At 30.5% G+C, this 20,150-nt stretch carries 19 protein-coding genes; 17 read left to right on the top strand and 2 right to left on the bottom strand.

Going from position 1 to position 20,150, the window contains the following annotated elements:
* Window positions 1-84: 84 nt before the first annotated feature.
* The 6 genes from bhYOR_RS00530 to bhYOR_RS00505 all read left to right on the top strand — a co-directional run bounded on the left by bhYOR_RS00530 (window position 85) and on the right by bhYOR_RS00505 (window position 6,403).
* The gene (locus bhYOR_RS00530; protein ID WP_025399461.1) at window positions 85-1,095 is read left to right on the top strand and encodes a peptidylprolyl isomerase; all 1,011 of its coding nucleotides are present in this window, start codon (window positions 85-87) and stop codon (window positions 1,093-1,095) included.
* A 25-nt stretch (window positions 1,096-1,120) separates the two neighbouring features.
* Window positions 1,121-1,555 (top strand): transcription antitermination factor NusB, encoded by a 435-nt coding sequence (gene nusB, locus bhYOR_RS00525; protein WP_025399460.1) that lies wholly within the window; start codon window positions 1,121-1,123, stop codon window positions 1,553-1,555.
* On the top strand, window positions 1,542-3,197 hold the full coding sequence (locus bhYOR_RS00520) for a tetratricopeptide repeat protein (RefSeq protein WP_247088156.1): 1,656 nt from the start codon (window positions 1,542-1,544) through the stop codon (window positions 3,195-3,197). The genes nusB and bhYOR_RS00520 overlap by 14 nt, the downstream gene beginning before the upstream one ends.
* A gap of 4 nt (window positions 3,198-3,201) precedes the next feature.
* Window positions 3,202-3,954: a type I methionyl aminopeptidase gene (gene map, locus bhYOR_RS00515; RefSeq protein ID WP_025399458.1), complete on the top strand. Its 753-nt coding sequence runs from the start codon at window positions 3,202-3,204 to the stop codon at window positions 3,952-3,954.
* Window positions 3,955-4,012: 58 nt separating this feature from the next.
* A complete protein-coding gene (locus bhYOR_RS00510) occupies window positions 4,013-5,452 on the top strand; it encodes a trypsin-like peptidase domain-containing protein (RefSeq protein WP_025399457.1) in 1,440 nt (479 codons plus the stop codon).
* A 360-nt stretch (window positions 5,453-5,812) separates the two neighbouring features.
* The gene (locus bhYOR_RS00505) at window positions 5,813-6,403 is read left to right on the top strand and encodes a phosphoribosyltransferase (protein WP_025433961.1); all 591 of its coding nucleotides are present in this window, start codon (window positions 5,813-5,815) and stop codon (window positions 6,401-6,403) included.
* A gap of 2 nt (window positions 6,404-6,405) precedes the next feature.
* Here bhYOR_RS00505 and bhYOR_RS00500 read toward each other — a convergent pair whose 3' ends face one another.
* Both bhYOR_RS00500 and asnS read right to left on the bottom strand, forming a co-directional pair.
* Window positions 6,406-6,978 carry a hypothetical protein gene (locus bhYOR_RS00500; RefSeq protein WP_025399455.1) on the bottom strand — a complete coding sequence of 191 codons (573 nt, stop codon included), beginning with the start codon at window positions 6,976-6,978 and terminating at the stop codon, window positions 6,406-6,408.
* A gap of 22 nt (window positions 6,979-7,000) precedes the next feature.
* Complete coding sequence (asnS, locus tag bhYOR_RS00495) at window positions 7,001-8,386, bottom strand: asparagine--tRNA ligase (protein WP_025399454.1); 1,386 nt, start codon at window positions 8,384-8,386, stop codon at window positions 7,001-7,003.
* A 141-nt stretch (window positions 8,387-8,527) separates the two neighbouring features.
* Here asnS and murI point away from each other — a divergent pair, with 141 nt between their 5' ends.
* The 11 genes from murI (at window position 8,528) to bhYOR_RS00440 (ending at window position 20,140) form a co-directional block, all read left to right on the top strand.
* Window positions 8,528-9,292 carry a glutamate racemase gene (gene murI, locus bhYOR_RS00490; protein ID WP_025399453.1) on the top strand — a complete coding sequence of 255 codons (765 nt, stop codon included), beginning with the start codon at window positions 8,528-8,530 and terminating at the stop codon, window positions 9,290-9,292.
* A complete protein-coding gene (gene rsgA, locus bhYOR_RS00485) occupies window positions 9,289-10,230 on the top strand; it encodes a ribosome small subunit-dependent GTPase A (RefSeq protein ID WP_025399452.1) in 942 nt (313 codons plus the stop codon). The genes murI and rsgA overlap by 4 nt, the downstream gene beginning before the upstream one ends.
* A complete protein-coding gene (locus bhYOR_RS00480) occupies window positions 10,202-12,538 on the top strand; it encodes an endonuclease MutS2 (protein WP_038446130.1) in 2,337 nt (778 codons plus the stop codon). Before rsgA ends, bhYOR_RS00480 begins: the two co-directional genes overlap by 29 nt.
* Window positions 12,539-12,934 carry a hypothetical protein gene (locus bhYOR_RS00475; RefSeq protein ID WP_025399450.1) on the top strand — a complete coding sequence of 132 codons (396 nt, stop codon included), beginning with the start codon at window positions 12,539-12,541 and terminating at the stop codon, window positions 12,932-12,934.
* A 111-nt stretch (window positions 12,935-13,045) separates the two neighbouring features.
* A complete protein-coding gene (locus tag bhYOR_RS00470; RefSeq protein ID WP_025399449.1) occupies window positions 13,046-13,642 on the top strand; it encodes a V-type ATP synthase subunit E in 597 nt (198 codons plus the stop codon).
* 10 nt (window positions 13,643-13,652) lie between these two features.
* Window positions 13,653-14,198: a DUF2764 family protein gene (locus bhYOR_RS00465; RefSeq protein ID WP_025399448.1), complete on the top strand. Its 546-nt coding sequence runs from the start codon at window positions 13,653-13,655 to the stop codon at window positions 14,196-14,198.
* Between the two features lie 11 nt (window positions 14,199-14,209).
* On the top strand, window positions 14,210-15,949 hold the full coding sequence (locus tag bhYOR_RS00460) for a V-type ATP synthase subunit A (RefSeq protein WP_025399447.1): 1,740 nt from the start codon (window positions 14,210-14,212) through the stop codon (window positions 15,947-15,949).
* Complete coding sequence (locus bhYOR_RS00455) at window positions 15,950-17,251, top strand: V-type ATP synthase subunit B (protein ID WP_012421871.1); 1,302 nt, start codon at window positions 15,950-15,952, stop codon at window positions 17,249-17,251.
* 2 nt (window positions 17,252-17,253) lie between these two features.
* Window positions 17,254-17,850 (top strand): V-type ATP synthase subunit D, encoded by a 597-nt coding sequence (locus bhYOR_RS00450; protein ID WP_025399446.1) that lies wholly within the window; start codon window positions 17,254-17,256, stop codon window positions 17,848-17,850.
* Window positions 17,851-17,861: 11 nt separating this feature from the next.
* Window positions 17,862-19,691, top strand: coding sequence for a V-type ATP synthase subunit I (locus bhYOR_RS00445; RefSeq protein ID WP_025433960.1), 1,830 nt, complete (start codon window positions 17,862-17,864; stop codon window positions 19,689-19,691).
* A gap of 14 nt (window positions 19,692-19,705) precedes the next feature.
* Window positions 19,706-20,140, top strand: coding sequence for an ATP synthase subunit K (locus bhYOR_RS00440; RefSeq protein WP_025399444.1), 435 nt, complete (start codon window positions 19,706-19,708; stop codon window positions 20,138-20,140).
* Window positions 20,141-20,150 lie beyond the last annotated feature (10 nt).

The following is a 20,150-nucleotide window of genomic DNA, read 5'->3' as shown; positions in this document are numbered from 1 at the left end:
TATTTTAAACTAGATTTAAATTTAATGTTTTGTTAAAATTTTATGCAGTGATTTAGTTCGATGATTGATATAAAGGTGATTTTTATGGGTAATTTTTTGTGTTTTCTGTTGTTTTTTGTTGTAGGAATAACATCTTTTGCTCAAAATACTCCTGTTGTAATTATTAATTTGCATAGTAACGAAATTATTACTAAAACAGAATTTGATTCTAAAGTAAATACATTGAAAAAGACGCAGGGGAGAGATTTAAGTAATGCTGAGAGAAAACAAATTTTACAAATTTTAATAGCTGATGTCCTATTTGGTCAAGAAGCTTTAAAGCAGGGGATTAAGGTTGGAGATGAGGAAGTTATGCAAACAATTAGAGCTCAGTTTGGACTTGCAAGTCTTACAGATGAGCAAATTAGACAAATGATAGAAAGTCAGGGGACAAATTGGAATGAGCTTTTATCTTCAATGAAGAGATCTCTTTCTGCGCAAAAATTGATTTTAAAGACGGCTCAGCCTAAATTTTCAGAAATAAAAACTCCAAGTGAAAAGGAAGTAATCGAATATTATGAAGCTAATAAAACTAAGTTTGTTAATCCTGATATAGCAAGAATTAGTCATGTTTTCTTTTCTTCAAAAGATAAAAAGCGATCAGAGATTCTTGCAAAGGCAAAGGATATTGCAAATCAGATAAAATCGAAAAAGATTACCTTTGAGGAAGCTGTGAGAAAATATTCAAATGATGAGGCTTCTAAGGCTAAAAATGGTGATCTTGGATTCTTGGCAAGAGGTGATCAGAATGCACAAAATGTTCTTGGATTAGATTTTATTAAAGAAGTTTTTATGCTTAATAAGGGAGACATTTCTCAACCAATATTATCAAAAGAAGGTTTTCATATAGTTAAAGTTACTGAAATGTATTCTCAGAGGTTTTTAGGGCTTCAAGACAAGATATCTCCTAATGTGAATATGACTGTAAAGGATGCCATCAAAAATAATATGGTTAATATTCATCAGCAGCAAATTGTTGCTAGAGTACAACAAGAGATTTATGATAAACTCAATAAGTCTGCTAGTATACAAATTTTGGATTCTAGTCTAAAATAAAGAGAAAATATTTATAATATTGGTTATGAACTTGAGACATAAGGCTAGAGTGTTAGCTTTTCAAAAAATTTATAGTATTGATGTTAATTGTAAGGCAAAAGATAATATTTATGATATTTTTGGTCTTGAAGATCATGGAGTAGATTTAGAAGAAGATTTAAGATTATTTTATTCTGTTCTGGTTAATGGTACTTGTGATAATTTAGAATCTATTGACAAATTAATTAGTGATATTTCTCTTAATTGGCGTTTAGACCGTATGGATAAGGTTGATCTTGCCATATTGAGGATGAGTGTATATTCACTTAAGTTTCAAAATTTAGATGTTCCCAAGAGAGTTATAATAGATGAGGCTATTTTAATTGCCAAGAAGTATGGTAGTAAAAATTCCTATAAATTTGTTAATGGGATACTTGATGCTTTGTTAAAAGATATGGAGAGTTCATTTGAAAGCAAATAAGATATTGTTATTTCTTATTTTATTTTTGGTCCTTTTTATATCAATTTTTGTTTATTTAAGCTTAAATCCATATGTTTTATATATGTTAAAGGGTGAGCGAGATTTTAATGATGTTATTATAGAAGTTGATGGTTATCTTTTAAATGGAAACTTAGAGGGCGCTGAGAAGATAATAAGATTTTATTCTTATTATGCTGATACTGAATACAAGTGGCTTTCTCTTATTAAAAGAGCAAAGCTTTATTCTGATAAAATTAAGCATTATTTATTGATGAGAGATATTTTAGAGCTTAGCGTTAAAAGTTTGCCTGGAAATTTAAAGCTTAGGGCACTTGAGGTATATTCAAAACTTAAGGTGGGTGCTGTTTTAGAGGCTTATGATATTGCAAAGCAATATCTTTTAGGATATAAGGAATATAAGCATTTATATGATGAGGCTTTTATGAAAAGTTTAATTTTAAGCTATGACATAAAAGATATTAAAAACTTTCTGATAAAAATGGAACAAGAGAGAGATGCTCTTGCTTTTGAGACTATAGGTTTAAATCTTCAGAATAATGCGTTTTTAATTAATGCAATGCTTTTATATATAGAGAAAAAGGATTTAGATTCTGCTAAAAGAATACTTTTGCAAATAAAGGAAGATAAGGATTTCGCTAAAGAGCTTGCCTATATTTCTTACGGTCTTGATAATTTGGATTTTGCTATTGCAAATCTTAAGCTTATTAATAATAACAATGAACCAAGTTTGATGTTTTTGCTAGCAGATGCCTATTTGAAAAAGGGCGATATTCACAATGCTAAGAATGAATATTTAAAGCTTTATACTGATTTTCCTGATTATAGTATGGTGATATATCTTGGTCTGGCATTTATTGCTAAGAAGGAAAATGATCTAAAGCGTGCTATTGCTTATTTAAATAAAGCTAATGAAAAGTTTAAAGAAAATGAAATGATGAGTTATTATTTGGCTAATATTTATTTTGAAGCTAATGATTATTTTAATGCAAATGAGATTGTAAAAAAGTATAAAGATAGTCCTTTATTTTTTAAACTTTATTTTGTGTTAAATTATTCAAATTTAAAATATGAGGCCAAAAAGTCTTTTTTATGGCGCTTATTTTATAGATCGAATTATAATACTGATATTGCTCAGCTTTTGGCTTGGAATTTGCTTCTTTATTCTGATCTAAGGGATTTAGATTTATTTTTTAAGATTTATAATTCCGTTGATGAAGTTCAAGATTGGTATTATTTTTATAAATTTTATTATTTGTTTTTGAAAAAAGACTTACGTGTTGCAGAAAAGGTGATTTTTGAGAATCAAATGGGTAAGTATTTATATGGTGTTTATTATAATCTTGGGGTTTTAAAATTTTATCAAAAAAATTATAGAGAATCTGAAGAATATTTTAGTAAGGCAGTTGCTCTTTTACCCTTCACTCTTGATGATAAGAGTAAAATTACTTCAAGAGAGCGTGAGGATGTGGCAAAAATGTATTTAAAGCGAGGAATTAATTATCTTTATTTAGGTGAATTTGAAAAGGGACGGGAAGCTATTTTAACTTCACATTCTTTTTATGAAACTAATAGGGGTAAGCTTTATATGAATATGATAGAGATACTTAAAGAGAGGGATTAAATATTTGAAATTAAGATTAAAATCTAGGGAAGAGATCAAGAAAATTAGGGGATCTGCAAGACTTTTGGCCCAGACTCTTTTAGAAATTGAAAAGAATATTGCCCCTGGAATTAACACTAAGACGCTTGATTTGATTGCTAGTGACTTTATTGCTAAGAATGGGGCAAAATCTGCTTTTAAGGGATATAATGGATTTAAGGGAACTATTTGTGCTTCTGTAAATGAGGAGGTTATTCATGGAATTCCTGGCTCAAGAGAACTTAAAGATGGCGATATTATTAGTGTTGATTGTGGGGTTATTTTAGATGGGTTTTATAGTGATATGGCTAAGACTTTTAAGGTGGGTAAGGTAAATCCTAAGATCAGTAAATTATTAGAAGTTACAGAGGCATCTCTTTATAGGGGAATTGCTGAGATGAAAGTTGGTAATCGGATTTTAGATATCTCAAAAGCTATAGAAAGTTATATTAAGCCATTTGGTTTTGGAATTGTGAGGGAGTATACAGGGCATGGTGTTGGTTTTGCTTTGCATGAGGAGCCAGGTGTTCCAAATTATTATGAGCCTTTTTTTAAAAATATTAGGATTCAGGAAGGTATGGTTTTAGCGATTGAGCCGATGGTAAATTTAGGGGGATATAAAGTTTCTGTTAAGAATGATGGTTGGACAGTCTTTACATCTGATTTGAGTTGTTCTGCTCATTTTGAGCATACTGTTGCTGTTGTTGACGGTTTGCCTTTGATTTTAAGTAAGATTTAATAGATTTTAAGTAAGTGTTATTTAAAAGATTTGGTTTTATATTATGGAGGTGTACAAAATGAAGAAAAATTTTATTTCCGTATTTTTGACAAGCTTTTTAGCTTTAGCTATTGGGTTTTTTGTTGGCATACATTATTTAGAATCTGATAAAAATGCCATTGTTTTTGCACAGGAGAAAGGTGATACTGGACAATCTCTTCAGGATTCTTTTAGAAAGGTATCTAAAAAGATTTTACCATCAACTGTGGAAATTTATGCGACTGGGGTAGTTAAAACACGTGATTTTTTGAATTTTTTTTTCTTTTTTGATGCTCCAGGGCTTAATCTTGAGAAAAAGGCACAATGGGGTGGTTCTGGAGTAATTATTGGAAGAGATTCTAAGAAGACAAATTTATTTTATGCTCTTACAAATAGTCATATTGTAGATAATGCTGTTGAATTTGAAATTGGAACTTATGATAATAAAATTTATAAAGCAAACCTAGTAGGTAAGGATGATAAGAAAGATATTGCATTAGTTAGTTTTGAGGCTAATGATGCAGATATTGAAGTAGCTGAACTTGGTGATAGTGACAAACTTGAGATAGGAGATTGGGTTATAGCTGTTGGGAGTCCCCATCACTTTAGTTTTTCAGTTACAGCAGGTATTATAAGCGGTCTTCATCGTTCGGTTAATCCTAATTTGAAAGCAAGAAATTCATTTATTCAAACAGATGCAGCTATCAATCGTGGTAATTCTGGAGGACCTCTTGTAAATATTAAGGGAGAAGTTATTGGAATAAATACTTGGATATCTTCTCCTTCTGGGGGCAATATTGGACTTGGGTTTGCTGTTCCTATTAATAACGCTAAGAGTAGTTTCGATGTTTTAATGAGCGGTAAGAAGAGTGAATCGGCTTGGATGGGGGTTGATTTACATCGTTTAAGAGGTAAAGATCCGGAACTTTTTAAAAGTTTAGGTTATGAGGATGATTCTGGCTCATTGGCAATTATTTCGGGTGTTTTTGATGGTACAGCTGCTTTTAAAGCAGGGCTTAAAGCAGGTGATATAATTAGTAAGATCAATGGTGTTCAAATGAATTTCTTTTATGATGTTAAGCAGTATATTAGTGATTTTTATGCAAAAGAGAAGATTAAGGTTGAAATTTTAAGAGGAAAAGAAAAAAAGAATGTTGAAATAGAACTTGATGTTAAGCCCAAAATCAATAATGAAAAGGAATATGTCTCAGATATAAAATTGCTGCCAGGTTTTACTGTTTATCCTTTAACTAAGGCGGTTAAGACTCAACTTGGGTTAAGAAGTTGGATTAATGGAGTTGTTGTAGACAGTGTTGATCCAACTTTAGGTACAAATCCTAAAATTTCAACGGGAGATGTCATTATGATTGTTAATTCAAAAAATATTAAAAGCTTAAGAGATTTTTATGATGCTGTTGAATATAGGAAGAATACTTATAGTATTTTAAGAGATGGTCAAACTTTGAAAGTATCTTTTTAATGATAAACTTTATTTTTGGTATAAGGCTTAAAGAATGAATATCTTTAAGCCTATTTAGATCTAGGTTTGAGAATTTTGTCTTATATTGTGAAGTTATTTCAATTTTAATAAGTCATTTAACATGATTTGGCTAAAGTTTAAGGAGGTGATTACTTAGAAGATTTATGTTTAAGTGTTTTAGGGAAAGTGATATTATTGATGTTAATGAGTTTGATTTTTAATCAAATGCGTGTAGTATGAATTATTTTTTAATTTTGAAAGCGCGCAAAAGCAATAAATATATTAATATTAATTTTAATGAAAATGGTTAATTATTTTTAGATAAATCTTAATTTTTATGTGTTTTGAGGTGTTATGTTGATGAAAAAGTTCGTTTCTTATGAAGAGATAAGAGTAAATGGTCTTAAGCTTGCTTATAAGATTTATAAAAATGGATTTATTCCTGATATTATGTATGTTTCTTTAAGAGGAGGAGCTTATCTTGGTAATATTATTAGTGAGTTCTTTAAATTTATTAAGCTAGAAAAGCCTCTTCTTTATGCTGCTGTTGTTGCAAGATCATATGATGTTTCAAATAAGCAAAAAGAAATAATGATAGATGGATGGACTTATGATCCAAAATATTTAAGAGCAGGAGATAATGTGTTGTTTGTTGATGATATTTTTGATACTGGACGTACAATTATTCATTTGCGAGAGGAAGTTTTAAAGAGAGGAATAGATAGTAAAAATGTTAAGATTGCTGTTTATGATTATAAAGAACGTGGACAAGTGGATTATAAGCCTGATTATTATGTTAATAAATATTCAAGTGAGGATGAGCTAAACACGTGGATACATTACAGCAATCATGAATTAATAGGTTTATCAAAAAATGAATATAAATTAAATTTTGTTAATTTAGATGACGAATTAAATGATATTTTAAAATTTTTGTCGAACAAACTTTAGTTTTACTCTATTTTGATATATTCTAATTCATTATATCCTCTGATATGTAATGCTTTTGTTATTTCTCCTAAATTGTCTTCTGGGATTGGACCAATTAAAGCAAAATCTTTTTTTATTTGCGTATTTATTTTATTTAGTGATTTTATTTTATTGAATCTATCTTTTGTATGAGTTGGATAGACTTTGATGTTGTACCATACGTTTTTCTCTGAATTTGAAGGTTGTATATTGATTTTGTCTTTAGGATAATATATTTTGTTCGATTGCCTTATTTTTACGATATTGTTTGTAGGTTTTCTTACATTTTGTTTTTTATTAGGTTTATCAATTTGTATATTTCTATTTTTTCCCCTTGTAGTGTTGTGATGATAATTTTTTTGTGTGTGTGGATAATTTATTTTATTTGATTTATTGAGCTTAGGCTTTGCTTTACTGTATTTATAATTTGGTTTTTTACTTATAATTTCTTCTTCTATATTTGAAAATATTTTTAGATTATTTCCAGGTTCTTCATTAGAGAATAACATTAATGTTGATGATATTAGTAACATTTTACATAAGATTTTTCTTTGCAAATTTTCCTCCTAAAACTCTTTATTAGAAATAAAGAGTTTTAGGGGTTCTTGGAAATGGGATTACATCTCTAATATTAGCCATTCCTGTTATATATTGAATTAATCTTTCAAGTCCAAGTCCAAATCCAGAATGAGGAGTCGACCCAAATCTCCTTAAGTCTAAGTACCAATTCAAAGTTTCTACTTCTAAATTTAGTTCTTTTATTCTTTTATTCAACTTATCTAGATTGTCTTCTCTCTCGCTGCCTCCAATTATTTCTCCGATGCGTGGGACTAGAATATCCATTCCTTTAACAGTTTTGTTGTCTTCATTCATTTTCATGTAAAATGCTTTAAATTCTTTTGGATAGTCAATAACCGTAGTAGGTTTTTTGATGATTTCTTCTGTTAAATACCTTTCATGTTCTGTTTGTAAATCCATTCCCCAGTAAGGCTTTATTTCAAATGTTTTTGTTGCATTTTCAAGTTTTTTAATGGCTTGGGTATATGTAATAACTTCAAAGTTAGAGTTTATTACATCTTCAATTTTTTTTATTAGGCCTTTTTCAATGAAATTATCAAAAAATTCCATATCTTGGCCACAATGATTTAAAGTTTCTCTTAAAATAGACTTAAGGAAATCTTCTGCTAAATTGATATTATCTTCAAGCGTAAAGAATGCCATTTCAGGTTCAATCATCCAAAATTCTGAGGCATGGCGTGTTGTGTTGGAATTTTCTGCTCTAAATGTCGGTCCGAATGTATATATTTTTGATAAGGCCATTGCATAAGCTTCGCCGTGTAGTTGTCCAGTTACTGTAAGGAATGCTTGTTTGCCAAAAAAATCATCTTTAAAGTCGATTTTTTGTCCTTTTGCAATGCTGTTAAGATCTAGGGTAGAGACACGAAATATTTCACCAGCCCCCTCTCCGTCATTTGATGTAATAATTGGGGTATGGATATAAAAAAATCCATTTTTTTGGAAATATTCATGAATTTTATAAGAAATTTGGTTTCTAATTCTGGCCACAGCTCCAAATGTATTGGTACGAATTCTTAAATGGGGGATTTCTCTTAAGAATTCAAAGGTGTGTCTTTTTTTTTGTAAAAGATATGTTTCTTGATCTGCTTCTCCAATTACATTAAAACTTGTTGTTTTAATTTCATAGGTTTGTCCTTTTGCCGGACTTAAGATTAAAATTCCGGTTAAGGATATGCTGGCACCTGTTGTAAGCTTTTTAAATTCTTGTTTTTCAAATTGAGGCTCTTCTTCATCAATTACCGCTTGAATTCCTTTAATATTTGACCCGTCATTAATTTCTACAAATGAGATTTTACCATTACTGCGTTTTGTTCTGATCCATCCTTTCACTGTGATCATACTATCTAGTGTAGGGTTACTTAAAATTTCTTTGATGCTCTTATGCATATTTGCCTCTTTTATAACTTATTATTAATAATAATTATAATTTAAACTATAGTAGTTTTAAAGTTTATTAAGCTATAAATTATTATGGTTGCCATTGAAAGAGGATAAATTAATTTCTATACTTAGATTTAAGTAAGATTTATGAGCAATTTAGAAGATGTTATAGTTATTTTTGATTCGGGTATTGGTGGGCTTTCTTATTTTGAGTATATAAGTAGAAAGTTTGTTAAGAGAAACTATGTTTATATTGCAGATAACAAAAATTTTCCTTATGGTGAGAAGAGCCCAGAGTTTCTCTTAAAAGAGATTTTAGAATTAGTTTTAAAATTGGAACAAATGTATAATATTGCTGCAATTGTTATTGCTTGTAATACAGCTTCTATTAGTGTATATGACAAATTAAATTTTAGGTTTCCTATAATATATACTTTGCCTTCAGTTAGTTTAGTAGAAGAGCTTGCATGTAAAAGGGTTATCTTAATTGCAACAAGTTCTACCATTAATAGTGAATTTGTTCAAAGAGAAAAAAATTGTCATTTGGATTTAATCTTAAAATCTGCAAGTGAGCTTGTAAATTTTGTGGAATATGGAGATAGATTTAAGGAAGATGCACTTAGATATTTAAGATTCTTAAAATTAGAGGTTGAAACTAATAGGAGAGATATGGTTTTTTTAGGATGTACACATTATTTACACATTAAAGATATGATTGAGAGTTTTTTAAGAATTCCTGTTTATGAGAATCGTGAGCTTGTGGCTGATGAGCTTGCTAAGGTATTAGGGCCTATTAAGTGTAGTGATAATTGTTTTATCCGTTATTTTTATTTGACGCAGGATGAGAATTTGTGTTTTTATAAGAATTTTTGTAAAAGATATGGTTTGCATTTTAAAGGAATAATCAATTGAATGACCTTATATTTGAAGTTCTCTGGGGCGTTAATAATATTTATTCTATTCTTGAAGTTAATACCAATTTAATTTATGAAGGAGTTATTAAGGGTAAGGTTTTAAATACTCAAGATAAAGAATATAGTCCTTTGGTGCCTGGTGATTTTGTTTGTGGGGACATTTATGATGAGGTCAAGGTATATATTAAAGAGAGACTTCAACGTAAGAATGTGCTTTGGCGTTATAATAAAAAGGCTGCTCTTAGACAAGTCATTGTTTCAAATATTGATAATGTTTTAATTGTTAGTTCTGCTAATCTTCCTGAGATTAAAAATTCATTTATTGATAGAGTATTAGTAATTGCTGAGGAGCAAGGAATTACCCCTATTATTTTGATCAATAAGGTTGATGAGGGCATAAGTGATAGAGTTGATACTTTGATTAAAATTTATGAAAATTTAGGCTATAGGGTTATTAAGACTTCTGCTATTACTTTTCAGGGAATTGATGAAATAAGAGAAATTATTAAAAATTCTAAAGCTTCTTTTGTTGGGCAGTCTGGAGTTGGCAAATCTTCACTTATAAATGTGGTAGATTTAAATGCATCTCAGGCTATAAATGAAATATCTTATAAATATGCACGCGGTCGACATACTACAGTTTATGCTATGGCTTTTCATTCTGATAATGGAGTGATAATTGATACTCCTGGCATAAAGGAATTTGGAATCGAAAGCTTAGAGCATTTCAATCTTAGATATTATTTTAGAGAATTTAAAGATTTAAATGATTTATGTAAATTTAATTCTTGTTTACATATAAATGAACCAAATTGTTTTATAGTGAGTCAAATTGGATTTCAAATTTCAGAAATTAGATACAACAGTTATTTAAAGATTGTAAATGAACTTAGGAGATATAAAAGTTATGCAAAAGCAATACTTGGAAAAAATTGATTTTTATCAAATTTTATCTTCAGTTTCTTCTTACGTAACTATCTCAGATACGGTTAATCTTTTAGGTGAGCAACAAATATTAAAAACCGAGGAAGAAGTTAATCAAGTATGTTTTTTTGTTAAGGTAATTAAAAATCTTATTGAAGCTTATGATGAATATCCAGATTCCTGTCTTGAGAGTATAAGTGATTCTATTGTTTTACTTCTTAAAGAAAACTCAAAAATTTCTATTGAGGAGATTAAGAATATTATTTTTTTTCTAAGAGAAATTGTAAGAATAATGCTTTTTTTAGATAGAAATGAGTTTAAGGTTCGAAATGAAGTTAAAATTTTAAAAGGATTATTATTCTTAGATCCAAGTTTAAAGCATTTATTAGAGACTTTATGTAAGTATATTGATGTTGATGAACTTAAAATAAAACGAGGTGTTGTCAAAGATTATGATGAGATTGATTTTGAAATTAGAAATTTGGATAAGAGAATTGAAAAAGAGATCAAGCAGATAATAAGTTTAAATTCAAAATACTTAACCTCTACGCTTGTTTATTATAAATCAGGCAAATATACTATTGCGCTTAAATCTAGTTTTAAAAATAAAATTAGGGGCAATATTATATCTATCTCATCATCTGGGGAAACATTTTATGTTGAACCAAATGAGATAGTGAGTAATAATAATAAATTAGGTTTTTTAAGTTTAAAAAAGACGCGTATAGTTTTAAAAATTTTGCAAGAGCTCTCAGATGAGATCCGCAAACATATTGTTCTTTTGCAAGTTCTTTATAAGAATTTTTTGTATTATGATTCTCTGAAGGCCAGGGCAATTTATGGAATAAGAAATCAAGGAGTATTTCCTAAATTTGATAGTAATCTTAATATTGTCAATGCTCGTCATCCTTTAATACAGAATGCAAAATCTATAAGTTTTTGTCCTTTAAATAGTAGAGTTGTGGTTATTACAGGTCCTAATGCTGGTGGCAAGACTGTGACATTAAAAACCGTTGCTCTATTGAGTGCTATGTTTCAATTTGGAATTCCTATTCCAGTTGATGAATCTAGTACTTTTAAGATATTTGATAATATTTTAGTTGATATTGGAGATGATCAATCAATTGCAAATTGCCTTTCAACTTTTTCAAGTCATATGAATAATATTGCTTATATTTTAAAGTATGCAACAAGAGATAGTCTTTTAATATTTGATGAATTTTGTTCAGGTACTGACATTGAACAAGGACAAGCACTAGCTGTAGCTATTCTTGAGCATTTAATTGGTATTGATTCTTATGTTATTATTTCAACTCATTACAATGCTCTTAAATATTTTGCATACACTCATGAATTTGTTATTAATGCTTCTATGCAGATGGATTTAGACAAAATGGAACCTAATTATAATTTAATGTTTTCAGTTCCAGGTGAAAGCTTTGCTTTTAATGTTGCAAGCAAATCTTCTATTGACTCTAATATAGTATTTAGAGCAAAAGAGATTTATTCATCTAATAAGACAGAAGTTAATGAGATATTAGAGAGACTTGCTGAGAAGGAGAGAGAAATACATTTGCTTGAAAATGAATTAAGAGATAAGCTTAAGCTTATTGAACTTAAGGAAATTGAGATTAATAATATTCAGGAAAATATTATCTTAAAAGAAAGAGATTTGGAAGAGAGACTTATAAATGAGCAAAAAGAGTTTTTAAAGAGTTCAAGAAAAACTTTAGAAAATTTAGTTAGAGAGATCAAAGAGGGCAGTGTTTGCACTATTAAGAATAAGGAATTTATATCGAATATTGCAGATAATATAACTGCTAAGATTACTAAACTTAAATTAATTAATCAAGAAATTGTTACTAAGGTTGAATTTAAAGTGGGTGATAAGGTTAGAGTATCTGGTTCAAATTCTTCAGGGGAAATAATAGGTGTTACTAAGAAAGGATTTATTGTAAATACTGGTGTTTTTAATATTACAGTTTCATCTTCTAATTTAGAGAAAATATTGGATAATAAGCAATCAAGAAATGATTGTAAAACAAATTTTAGTTTTTCTTTTGAGAGTCAGGATGATGTATTAGGTCTAACTGTTGATATTAGGGGCATGAGAGTAGTTGAGGCTATAGACTTTTTAAATAAGAAAATAGATAATATGTTACTGAAGAATGTTTGTAAATTTGAAATCATTCATGGCAAAGGAGAAGGTCTTCTTATGGAAGGAGTGCATGCATTCTTAAGAGATGTGAAATTTGTTAAGAAATATTATTTTGCTCACCCAAGTGATGGAGGAGTTGGAAAAACAATAGTAGAGTTCTAAATGGGTATATCAAGATTTGAAGAATTTGAGAATGCATTGTTTAATATTTGTCTTGATGTTGATTGTGTTCTTGAAAATGAATTTGGTAGTTCTTATAAAGTGCATCCAAACAGGCCCTCTAGAGGTAGGACAGCTAATGGGCTTTTGGATGGGCTTTTTCGTGTTACCACTTCTTTTACCCTTGGATATGGTTCTAAATTTGGAAGAGGGTATTTAATCATTATTGAAATAATAACTCTTGATATAGTCGATGTGGAATTTAGTAACAGGGTTATAGAAAGGGGTATTAAGGTTTTTGATGAAAAGTTGAAAGAAAAGTTTCCAGGAAAAAAACTTTCTATAGTATATGATATTAATGTGTACAAAATTATTGGGGATTTTTTTAGTGATGTATAATTAGGATATTGTGACTTTTAATAATTAAAATTAAAAATTTATTGGTATACTTTATTAAAGATGTGTTTATTAAGTATTTTGCTTTATTTTTTTGTATATTAAGGAGTTCTAGTGCAGTTTGAAGTTAAAGATCTGATAAATAAAATTAAAAAAGATGGGATTGAGGAAGCTGAGAAGTTAGCAAGTGAAATTATTCTTAATGCAAAGAGGGATGCTGAGGCTATTATTTTGAAGGCTGGGAGTGATGCTAAGGAATTAAAAATGCAAGCTGAAAAGGAAGCTGATGAGTATAAAATGCATTCTCTTGAGGCATCTCGTCAAGCAGTTAGGGATTTGATTATTGCTACTGAGAATAATATTAAATCTCTTTTTAAAATTGCTTTAAAGGATTCTGTTTCTAAAGTTTATGATGATAATTTTTTGAGAGAACTTATTATTAGGGTTGTAGATGTTTGGAGTAAGAACGATAAGATAGATGTAATACTTAATGAATCTGCGGTTTCTAATTTATTGTCTATTTTAAGAGTAAATATAGGAAATAGGCTTGGTGATGCAATAGAGCTTAAACCTTTTAAAGGTATAAGCAATGGCTTTAAAATTCAACAAAGAGACGGTAATTTATATTATGATTTTACATCAGACACTATTGCTGATATTCTTTTTGAATATTTAAATCCAAGGTTTAAAGAAGTTATAAAATTGGGTTAGGAGATGTAGTATGTTAAGTCCATATTACTATGTTATGTCGTCATTACCTTATCTTGATTTAGAAGTTCGCAAGGTGTGGAGTATATCAGATTTTTTTGATAATGTTGAGATTGCTTTAAGCAAGGAAGATTTTCTTTTTCTGAAGGACTTATCAGAATCTAAATTTGTTAGAGGGAGTTTAAAGGTAATTGACCAGTTTCTTGAATTTAAAGAAATAATAAGATATACGCTGGCAGCTCTTAGAGCTGAGAAATTGGGATTTCCAAGAGATGTGTATTTAGAGTCTCCTTATTTTTCTCATTATTATTTAGGAATTTTAAAACCCCTTTGTCTTAAGGAAAATCCTTTTGAGATAGAATTAGAACTTGATATGTTAAAGTGGCAATTTTTAACAGAACTTGAAGTGGGAAATGATTTTAACTTTGAAAAATTAGTAATTTATTTTTTAAAGTTAATATTAGTTTCAAGAAGAAATCTCTTTATAGAAGAGATAGGTAAGAAGAATTTTGATGATATTTGTCAAAAATTAAGTATACAAATAAGTAAAAATTTTTGAAGGGAATTTGAATGGAAGCTAGAGGAAAAGTAGTAGGAGTTATTGGAAATTTGGTTACTATTGAGGTAGTTGGTACAGTTTCCATGAATGAGATTGTTTTTATTAAAACCGGTGGACGTAGTTTAAAAGCTGAGATAATTCGTATTAGAGATGGGGAAGTTGATGCTCAAGTATTTGAAATGACTAGGGGAATTGCTGTTGGGGATGATATTGAGTTTACAAATAAGCTTTTAACGGTTGAGCTTGGTCCTGGTCTTTTAAGTCAGGTGTATGATGGTCTTCAAAATCCATTGCCAGAGCTTGCTGCTCAATGTGGGTTTTTTTTAGAGAGAGGCTTGTATTTAAGTGCACTTGATAGGAAGAAAAAATGGCATTTTAATGCAACTGCAAAGGTTGGAGATATTGTTGTTGCAGGAGATTTTCTTGGATTTGTTATTGAAGGCACAATTAAGCACAAAATCATGATTCCATTTGATAGAAGGGATTCTTACAGTATTGTGGAGATCGTTAGTGATGGTGATTATACTATAGATGATAAAATTGCTGTTGTTGAGAATGATGCTGGGGGTAAGCATATTATAACTATGTCATTTCATTGGCCTGTTAAAATTCCAATTACCAATTATAAAGAGAGACTTATTCCTAGTGAGCCTATGGTAACTCAAACAAGAATAATAGATACGTTCTTTCCGGTTGCAAAGGGTGGTACATTTTGTATTCCTGGGCCTTTTGGTGCTGGAAAAACGGTTCTTCAGCAAGTTACAAGTCGTAATGCTGATGTTGATATTGTAATTATTGCTGCTTGTGGTGAGCGAGCAGGTGAAGTTGTAGAAACCCTTAAAGAATTTCCTGAACTTATAGATCCAAGGACAGGTAAATCATTAATGGAGAGAACATGTATTATTTGCAATACGTCTTCTATGCCAGTTGCTGCTCGTGAAGCATCAGTTTATACAGCTATTACTATTGGTGAATATTATAGGCAAATGGGTCTTGATATACTTTTACTGGCAGATTCGACTTCAAGATGGGCTCAGGCTATGAGAGAGATGTCAGGTCGTCTTGAGGAAATACCAGGTGAAGAGGCATTTCCTGCTTATCTTGAATCTGTTATTGCATCGTTTTATGAAAGGGCAGGTATTGTTGTTTTAAATGATGGTAGTTTTGGCTCTGTAACTGTGGGTGGTTCTGTAAGTCCTGCTGGGGGTAATTTTGAGGAGCCAGTAACTCAGGCAACTTTAAAGGTTGTAGGAGCATTTCATGGTCTTACAAGAGAGAGATCAGATGCTAGAAAATTTCCAGCCATTAATCCTCTTGAATCTTGGAGTAAATATAGAGGAGTTGTTGAATTTGGAAAGACAGAATATGCGAGGGATTTTTTGGTAAAAGGAAATGAGATAAATCAGATGATGAAGGTTGTTGGTGAGGAAGGGATAAGTAATGGTGACTTTTTAGTTTATTTGAAATCTGAACTTTTGGATTCATGTTATTTGCAACAAAATTCATTTGATAGTGTTGATGCTGCTGTAAATCCTGAGCGTCAAAATTATATGTTTGATATGCTTTATGATATTTTACAATCAGATTTTAAATTTGAGAGTAAATTGGAAGCAAGGGGTTTCATAAATGAACTAAGGCAAAATATTTTGGATATGAATCTTACTCCTTTTAAGGAAGAAAAGTTTAATAAGTTAGAAGTTTCTTTAAAGAATTTAGTACGTTCTAAGAAGTTGGATTTTCGAGGTGCATAAATGAAGAGAGTGTATAGTAAGATAGAATCTATTGTTGGAAATGTAATAACTGTTATGGCACAAAATGTTAAATATGGAGAACTTGCCATTGTGAAGTCAAAAGATACAAGTTCTTTAGCTGAGGTTATTAAGTTGGATAGAGAGAAAGTTTCCCTTCAGGTTTATAATGGAACTATAGGTATTTCAACTGCAGACGAAGTTAAGTTTTTAGGTCATCCAATGCAAGTTACATTTTCTGAGAATTTGTTTGGTAGAATCTTTGATGGAGCTGGAAATCCAAAAGATGGAGGACCACGTCTTGAAGATAATTTAATTGAAATTGGAGGGCCATCAGTTAATCCTGCAAAGCGTATTGTTCCAAGAAACATGATAAGAACAGGAATTCCAATGATAGACGTTTTTAATACTCTTGTTGAATCTCAAAAATTACCAGTATTTTCTGTATCCGGAGAACCTTATAATGAACTTCTTGTAAGAATAGCTCTTCAGGCGGAAGTTGATTTGATTATTCTTGGGGGAATGGGACTTAAGAATGATGATTATTTAAAGTTTAGAGATTCTCTTGAAAAGGGTGGGGCTTTAAGTAGGACGATCTTTTTTGTAAATACAGCTAATGATCCTGTTGTTGAGTCTTTAATAGTACCTGATATTTCTCTTGCTGTTGCCGAGAAATTTGCTTTGCAAGGGAAAAAGGTTTTGGTACTTCTGACTGATATGACCAATTTTGCAGATGCTATGAAAGAAATTGCTATTACCATGGAGCAAGTTCCATCTAATAGAGGGTATCCTGGTGATTTGTATTCTCAGCTTGCATCTAGGTATGAGAAAGCTGTTGATTTTGAAGGGGCAGGCTCAATTACTATACTTGCAGTTACTACAATGCCTGGTGATGATGTTACTCATCCAGTTCCTGATAATACGGGTTATATTACTGAAGGGCAGTATTATTTAAAGGGAGGCAGAATTGAACCTTTTGGTTCTCTTTCAAGACTTAAGCAAATGGTTAATGGGAAAACAAGAGATGATCACAGAACGATTATGGACTCAATGATTAAGCTTTATGCATCTTCAAAGGAATCTATAGAGAAAAAGGCTATGGGATTTAATATGACAGAATGGGATGAGAAGCTTCTTAAGTACAGTGGGATGTTTGAAAGTAAGTTGATGGACTTATCTGTTAATATTCCTTTAGAAGAGGCCTTGGATTTGGGGTGGGAAATCCTTTCTAGTTGTTTTGAACCTAAAGAAATTGGAATTAAAACGGAACTTGTAGAAAAGTATTGGCCTCAAAAAAAGGATTAGAAATGCCTAAAGTTAAGTTAACAAAGAATGAGCTTAAAAAACAAAAAGATAGTCTTAAAATGTTTAGTAGGTATTTGCCTACGCTGCAGCTTAAGAAACAGCAACTTCATTTAGAGATTAGAAAAATTGATGCTCTTAAAAAAATTCGGAAACTTGAGCAAGACAAGCTTAAGAGGGATATTAAGGCTTGGATTTCTCTATTTGGCGAAAGATTTGCTTTTCAAGATTGGATTCAAATTAGAAGAGTAGTAAGGAGCTTTGCAAATATTGCAGGTATTACTATTCCTGTATTTGATTCTGTTGAATATGAAGATATTAAACATGACCTTTTGTTAACTCCTTACTGGGTAGATAAGGGAATAGAGGCTATTAAGCGTGTAATTCAGGTAAAAGCGGAGATTGAAGTTTTAAATGAGCAAACTAGGTTATTGGAGACAGAACTTAATACTACTTCTCAAAGGGTAAATTTATTTGAAAAAGTTATGATACCTGCTGCTAAAATTAATATAAAAAAGATTAATGTTTATCTTGGTGATCAGCAAACGGCAGCTGTTGTAAGAGGTAAAATGGCTAAAGCTAGCTTGATTAAAGGTAGATAAGGGATACGTTGATGATTGTAAAAATGAACAAAGTTTTGATTTTAACTTTATTGAAATATAAAAGAGAATCACTCGAGATTTTAAGAGAATTGGGAGTTGTTCATATTAATTTTTGCAATAAAGTCTCAGAATCTTTAGAAAGAGTCGTTGAGGAGAGAGGAATTTTAAGGCAAGCTTTATCTTTGCTTGGAGATGACTCTGAAGTAAAAATCTTAAGCTCTTCAAATGAAAATTTTTTAGATGTTGCAAAGAGTATAGTTAGTTTAGGTTCTGAGATTAAAGATTTAAAGGATATGCAGCAGTCATTGCTTCATAAGAGAGATATTATATCTTGTTGGGGATATTTTCCTCTTGAGTTAATTAATAAATTGAGAGAAAGTAATATTTATGTGCAATTTTTTAAGTCTGGGATTGGTGAATATAGAAAATTGTTGGCATTCTCTGAAACTAAGGTTATTCTTATTAATAATTATAAAGGTGCGGCTTATTTTGTAGCTATTAATGATTCTAAGCAGATAGTAGATACAGCTGAGGAATATGAGTTTGAGTTTGATCTTGATTTTATCGAGAATAAGTTAAGAGTTATTGGTGAAATTTTGAATCAAAAATTAACCCAGTTATCGATTTTAAATAAATATGGGGATCTTTTAAGAGATAAAATAAAAGAATATGATCAAATTGTTGAATTTGAGCAAGTTATGACTGACATGGATGTGGAGTATGATAACTTTGTATATATTACAGGATTTGTTCCGGAAGATAAGCAGGAAGAAATTAAAAGTGCGACTCTTAATGGTAAGTTTGTGGTACAATTTGCAGAGCCAAATGCTAATGATGTTGTTCCCACTTATATAAAGAGAAGGGGAATTGCTAAGCTTGCCAAGCCTATTTTTAATGTTTTAGATACAATTCCTGGGTATAAAGAGAGAGATGTTAGTTGTATTTTTATGTTATTTTTCTTTGTGTTTTTTGGAATGATAATCGGTGATGCGGCTTATGGAATAATATTCTTACTAATAGGTATTCTTTTTAGTTTAAGCAATATTATAAAAGGTAAACCTTTAACATCTATTCATGCTTTAATATTTTATCTAAGTACGTCAGCAATAATATATGGTTCGATGACTGGTACTTGGTTTGGGAGTAGTCCTTTTTTTCTTGACTTATTTCCTATTTTAAAATCTTTGAAGCTTGAGTATCTGACGGGAAAGAATGGTATGCAAAATATTATGTTTATATGTTTTACAATAGGTGTTTTGCAAATATCATTAGCTCACATGTGGAATTTTATTCAAAAAGTGAAGGAAAAACCATACATACATTCAATTGCTCAAATTGGTTGGCTTATTGTGATTCCTGGACTTTATTATCTTGTTCTCAATTTAATACTTGGTAGAGATAGATTTCCTATGCACAGTATTGTTCTTAATATGATATATGTTGGGGTTATGCTTGTCTTTATTTTTGAGAAACAGGATGGTTCGAATTTCTTTATGTGCATATTAAAGAGTTTTGGTGGAATAATAGAACAGTTTTTAGCTACTGTTTCAGGATTTGCAGACATAATATCTTATATTAGGCTTTTTGCTGTTGGACTTGCAGGACTTGCAATTTCTGATAGTTTTAATAGTATGTCAGCATCTTTATTAAAATCATCTAATATTGGTCTTATAATAAGCGGCATTATTGTGATACTGTTTGGACATATTCTAAATATAACATTATCTTTATTATCTGTTGTTGTTCATGGAGTAAGACTTAATATGCTTGAATTTTCAAACCATTTGGGTCAAGAATGGAATGGATATTCTTATAGGCCTTTTAGAAAAATTAAAGACTAGATAAGGAGAGAATTATGGATATAGGTTTAATAGGAGTTAATTCGGCTTTAACAATAGCTGCAATAGGTTCGGCTTTGGGTATGGGAGCTGCTGGGAGTGCTGCTATTGGGGCATGGAAGAGATGTTATATGCAAGGTAAGCCGGCTCCTTTTTTATTAATTGTTTTTGTTTCAGCACCCCTGACACAAATAATATATGGTTATATATTGATGAATACTTTGGCAGGGGTAATGACGCAGACGGATCCTTGGTTATTGTTTGGAGCTGGATTTGGTGGTGGTCTTGCGATTTCTATTTCTGCTTTTGCACAAGGTAGAACTGCTGCAGGGGCTTGTGATGCTTTTGCTGAGACTGGAAAGGGATTTGCAACAAATCTTTTGGTTTTAGGTCTCATAGAATCTGTTGCCCTTTTTGTGATGGTATTCTTGATGATATTTAAATTTGTTTAAGTTTGAAGGA

Origin of the sequence: Borrelia nietonii YOR, from assembly GCF_023035795.1 — a bacterium.
In the GTDB taxonomy this organism is placed as follows: Bacteria; Spirochaetota; Spirochaetia; order Borreliales; family Borreliaceae; genus Borrelia; species Borrelia hermsii.
Note: the sequence above shows the minus strand (reverse complement) of the source record. Positions and strands in the feature narration are given on the sequence as shown.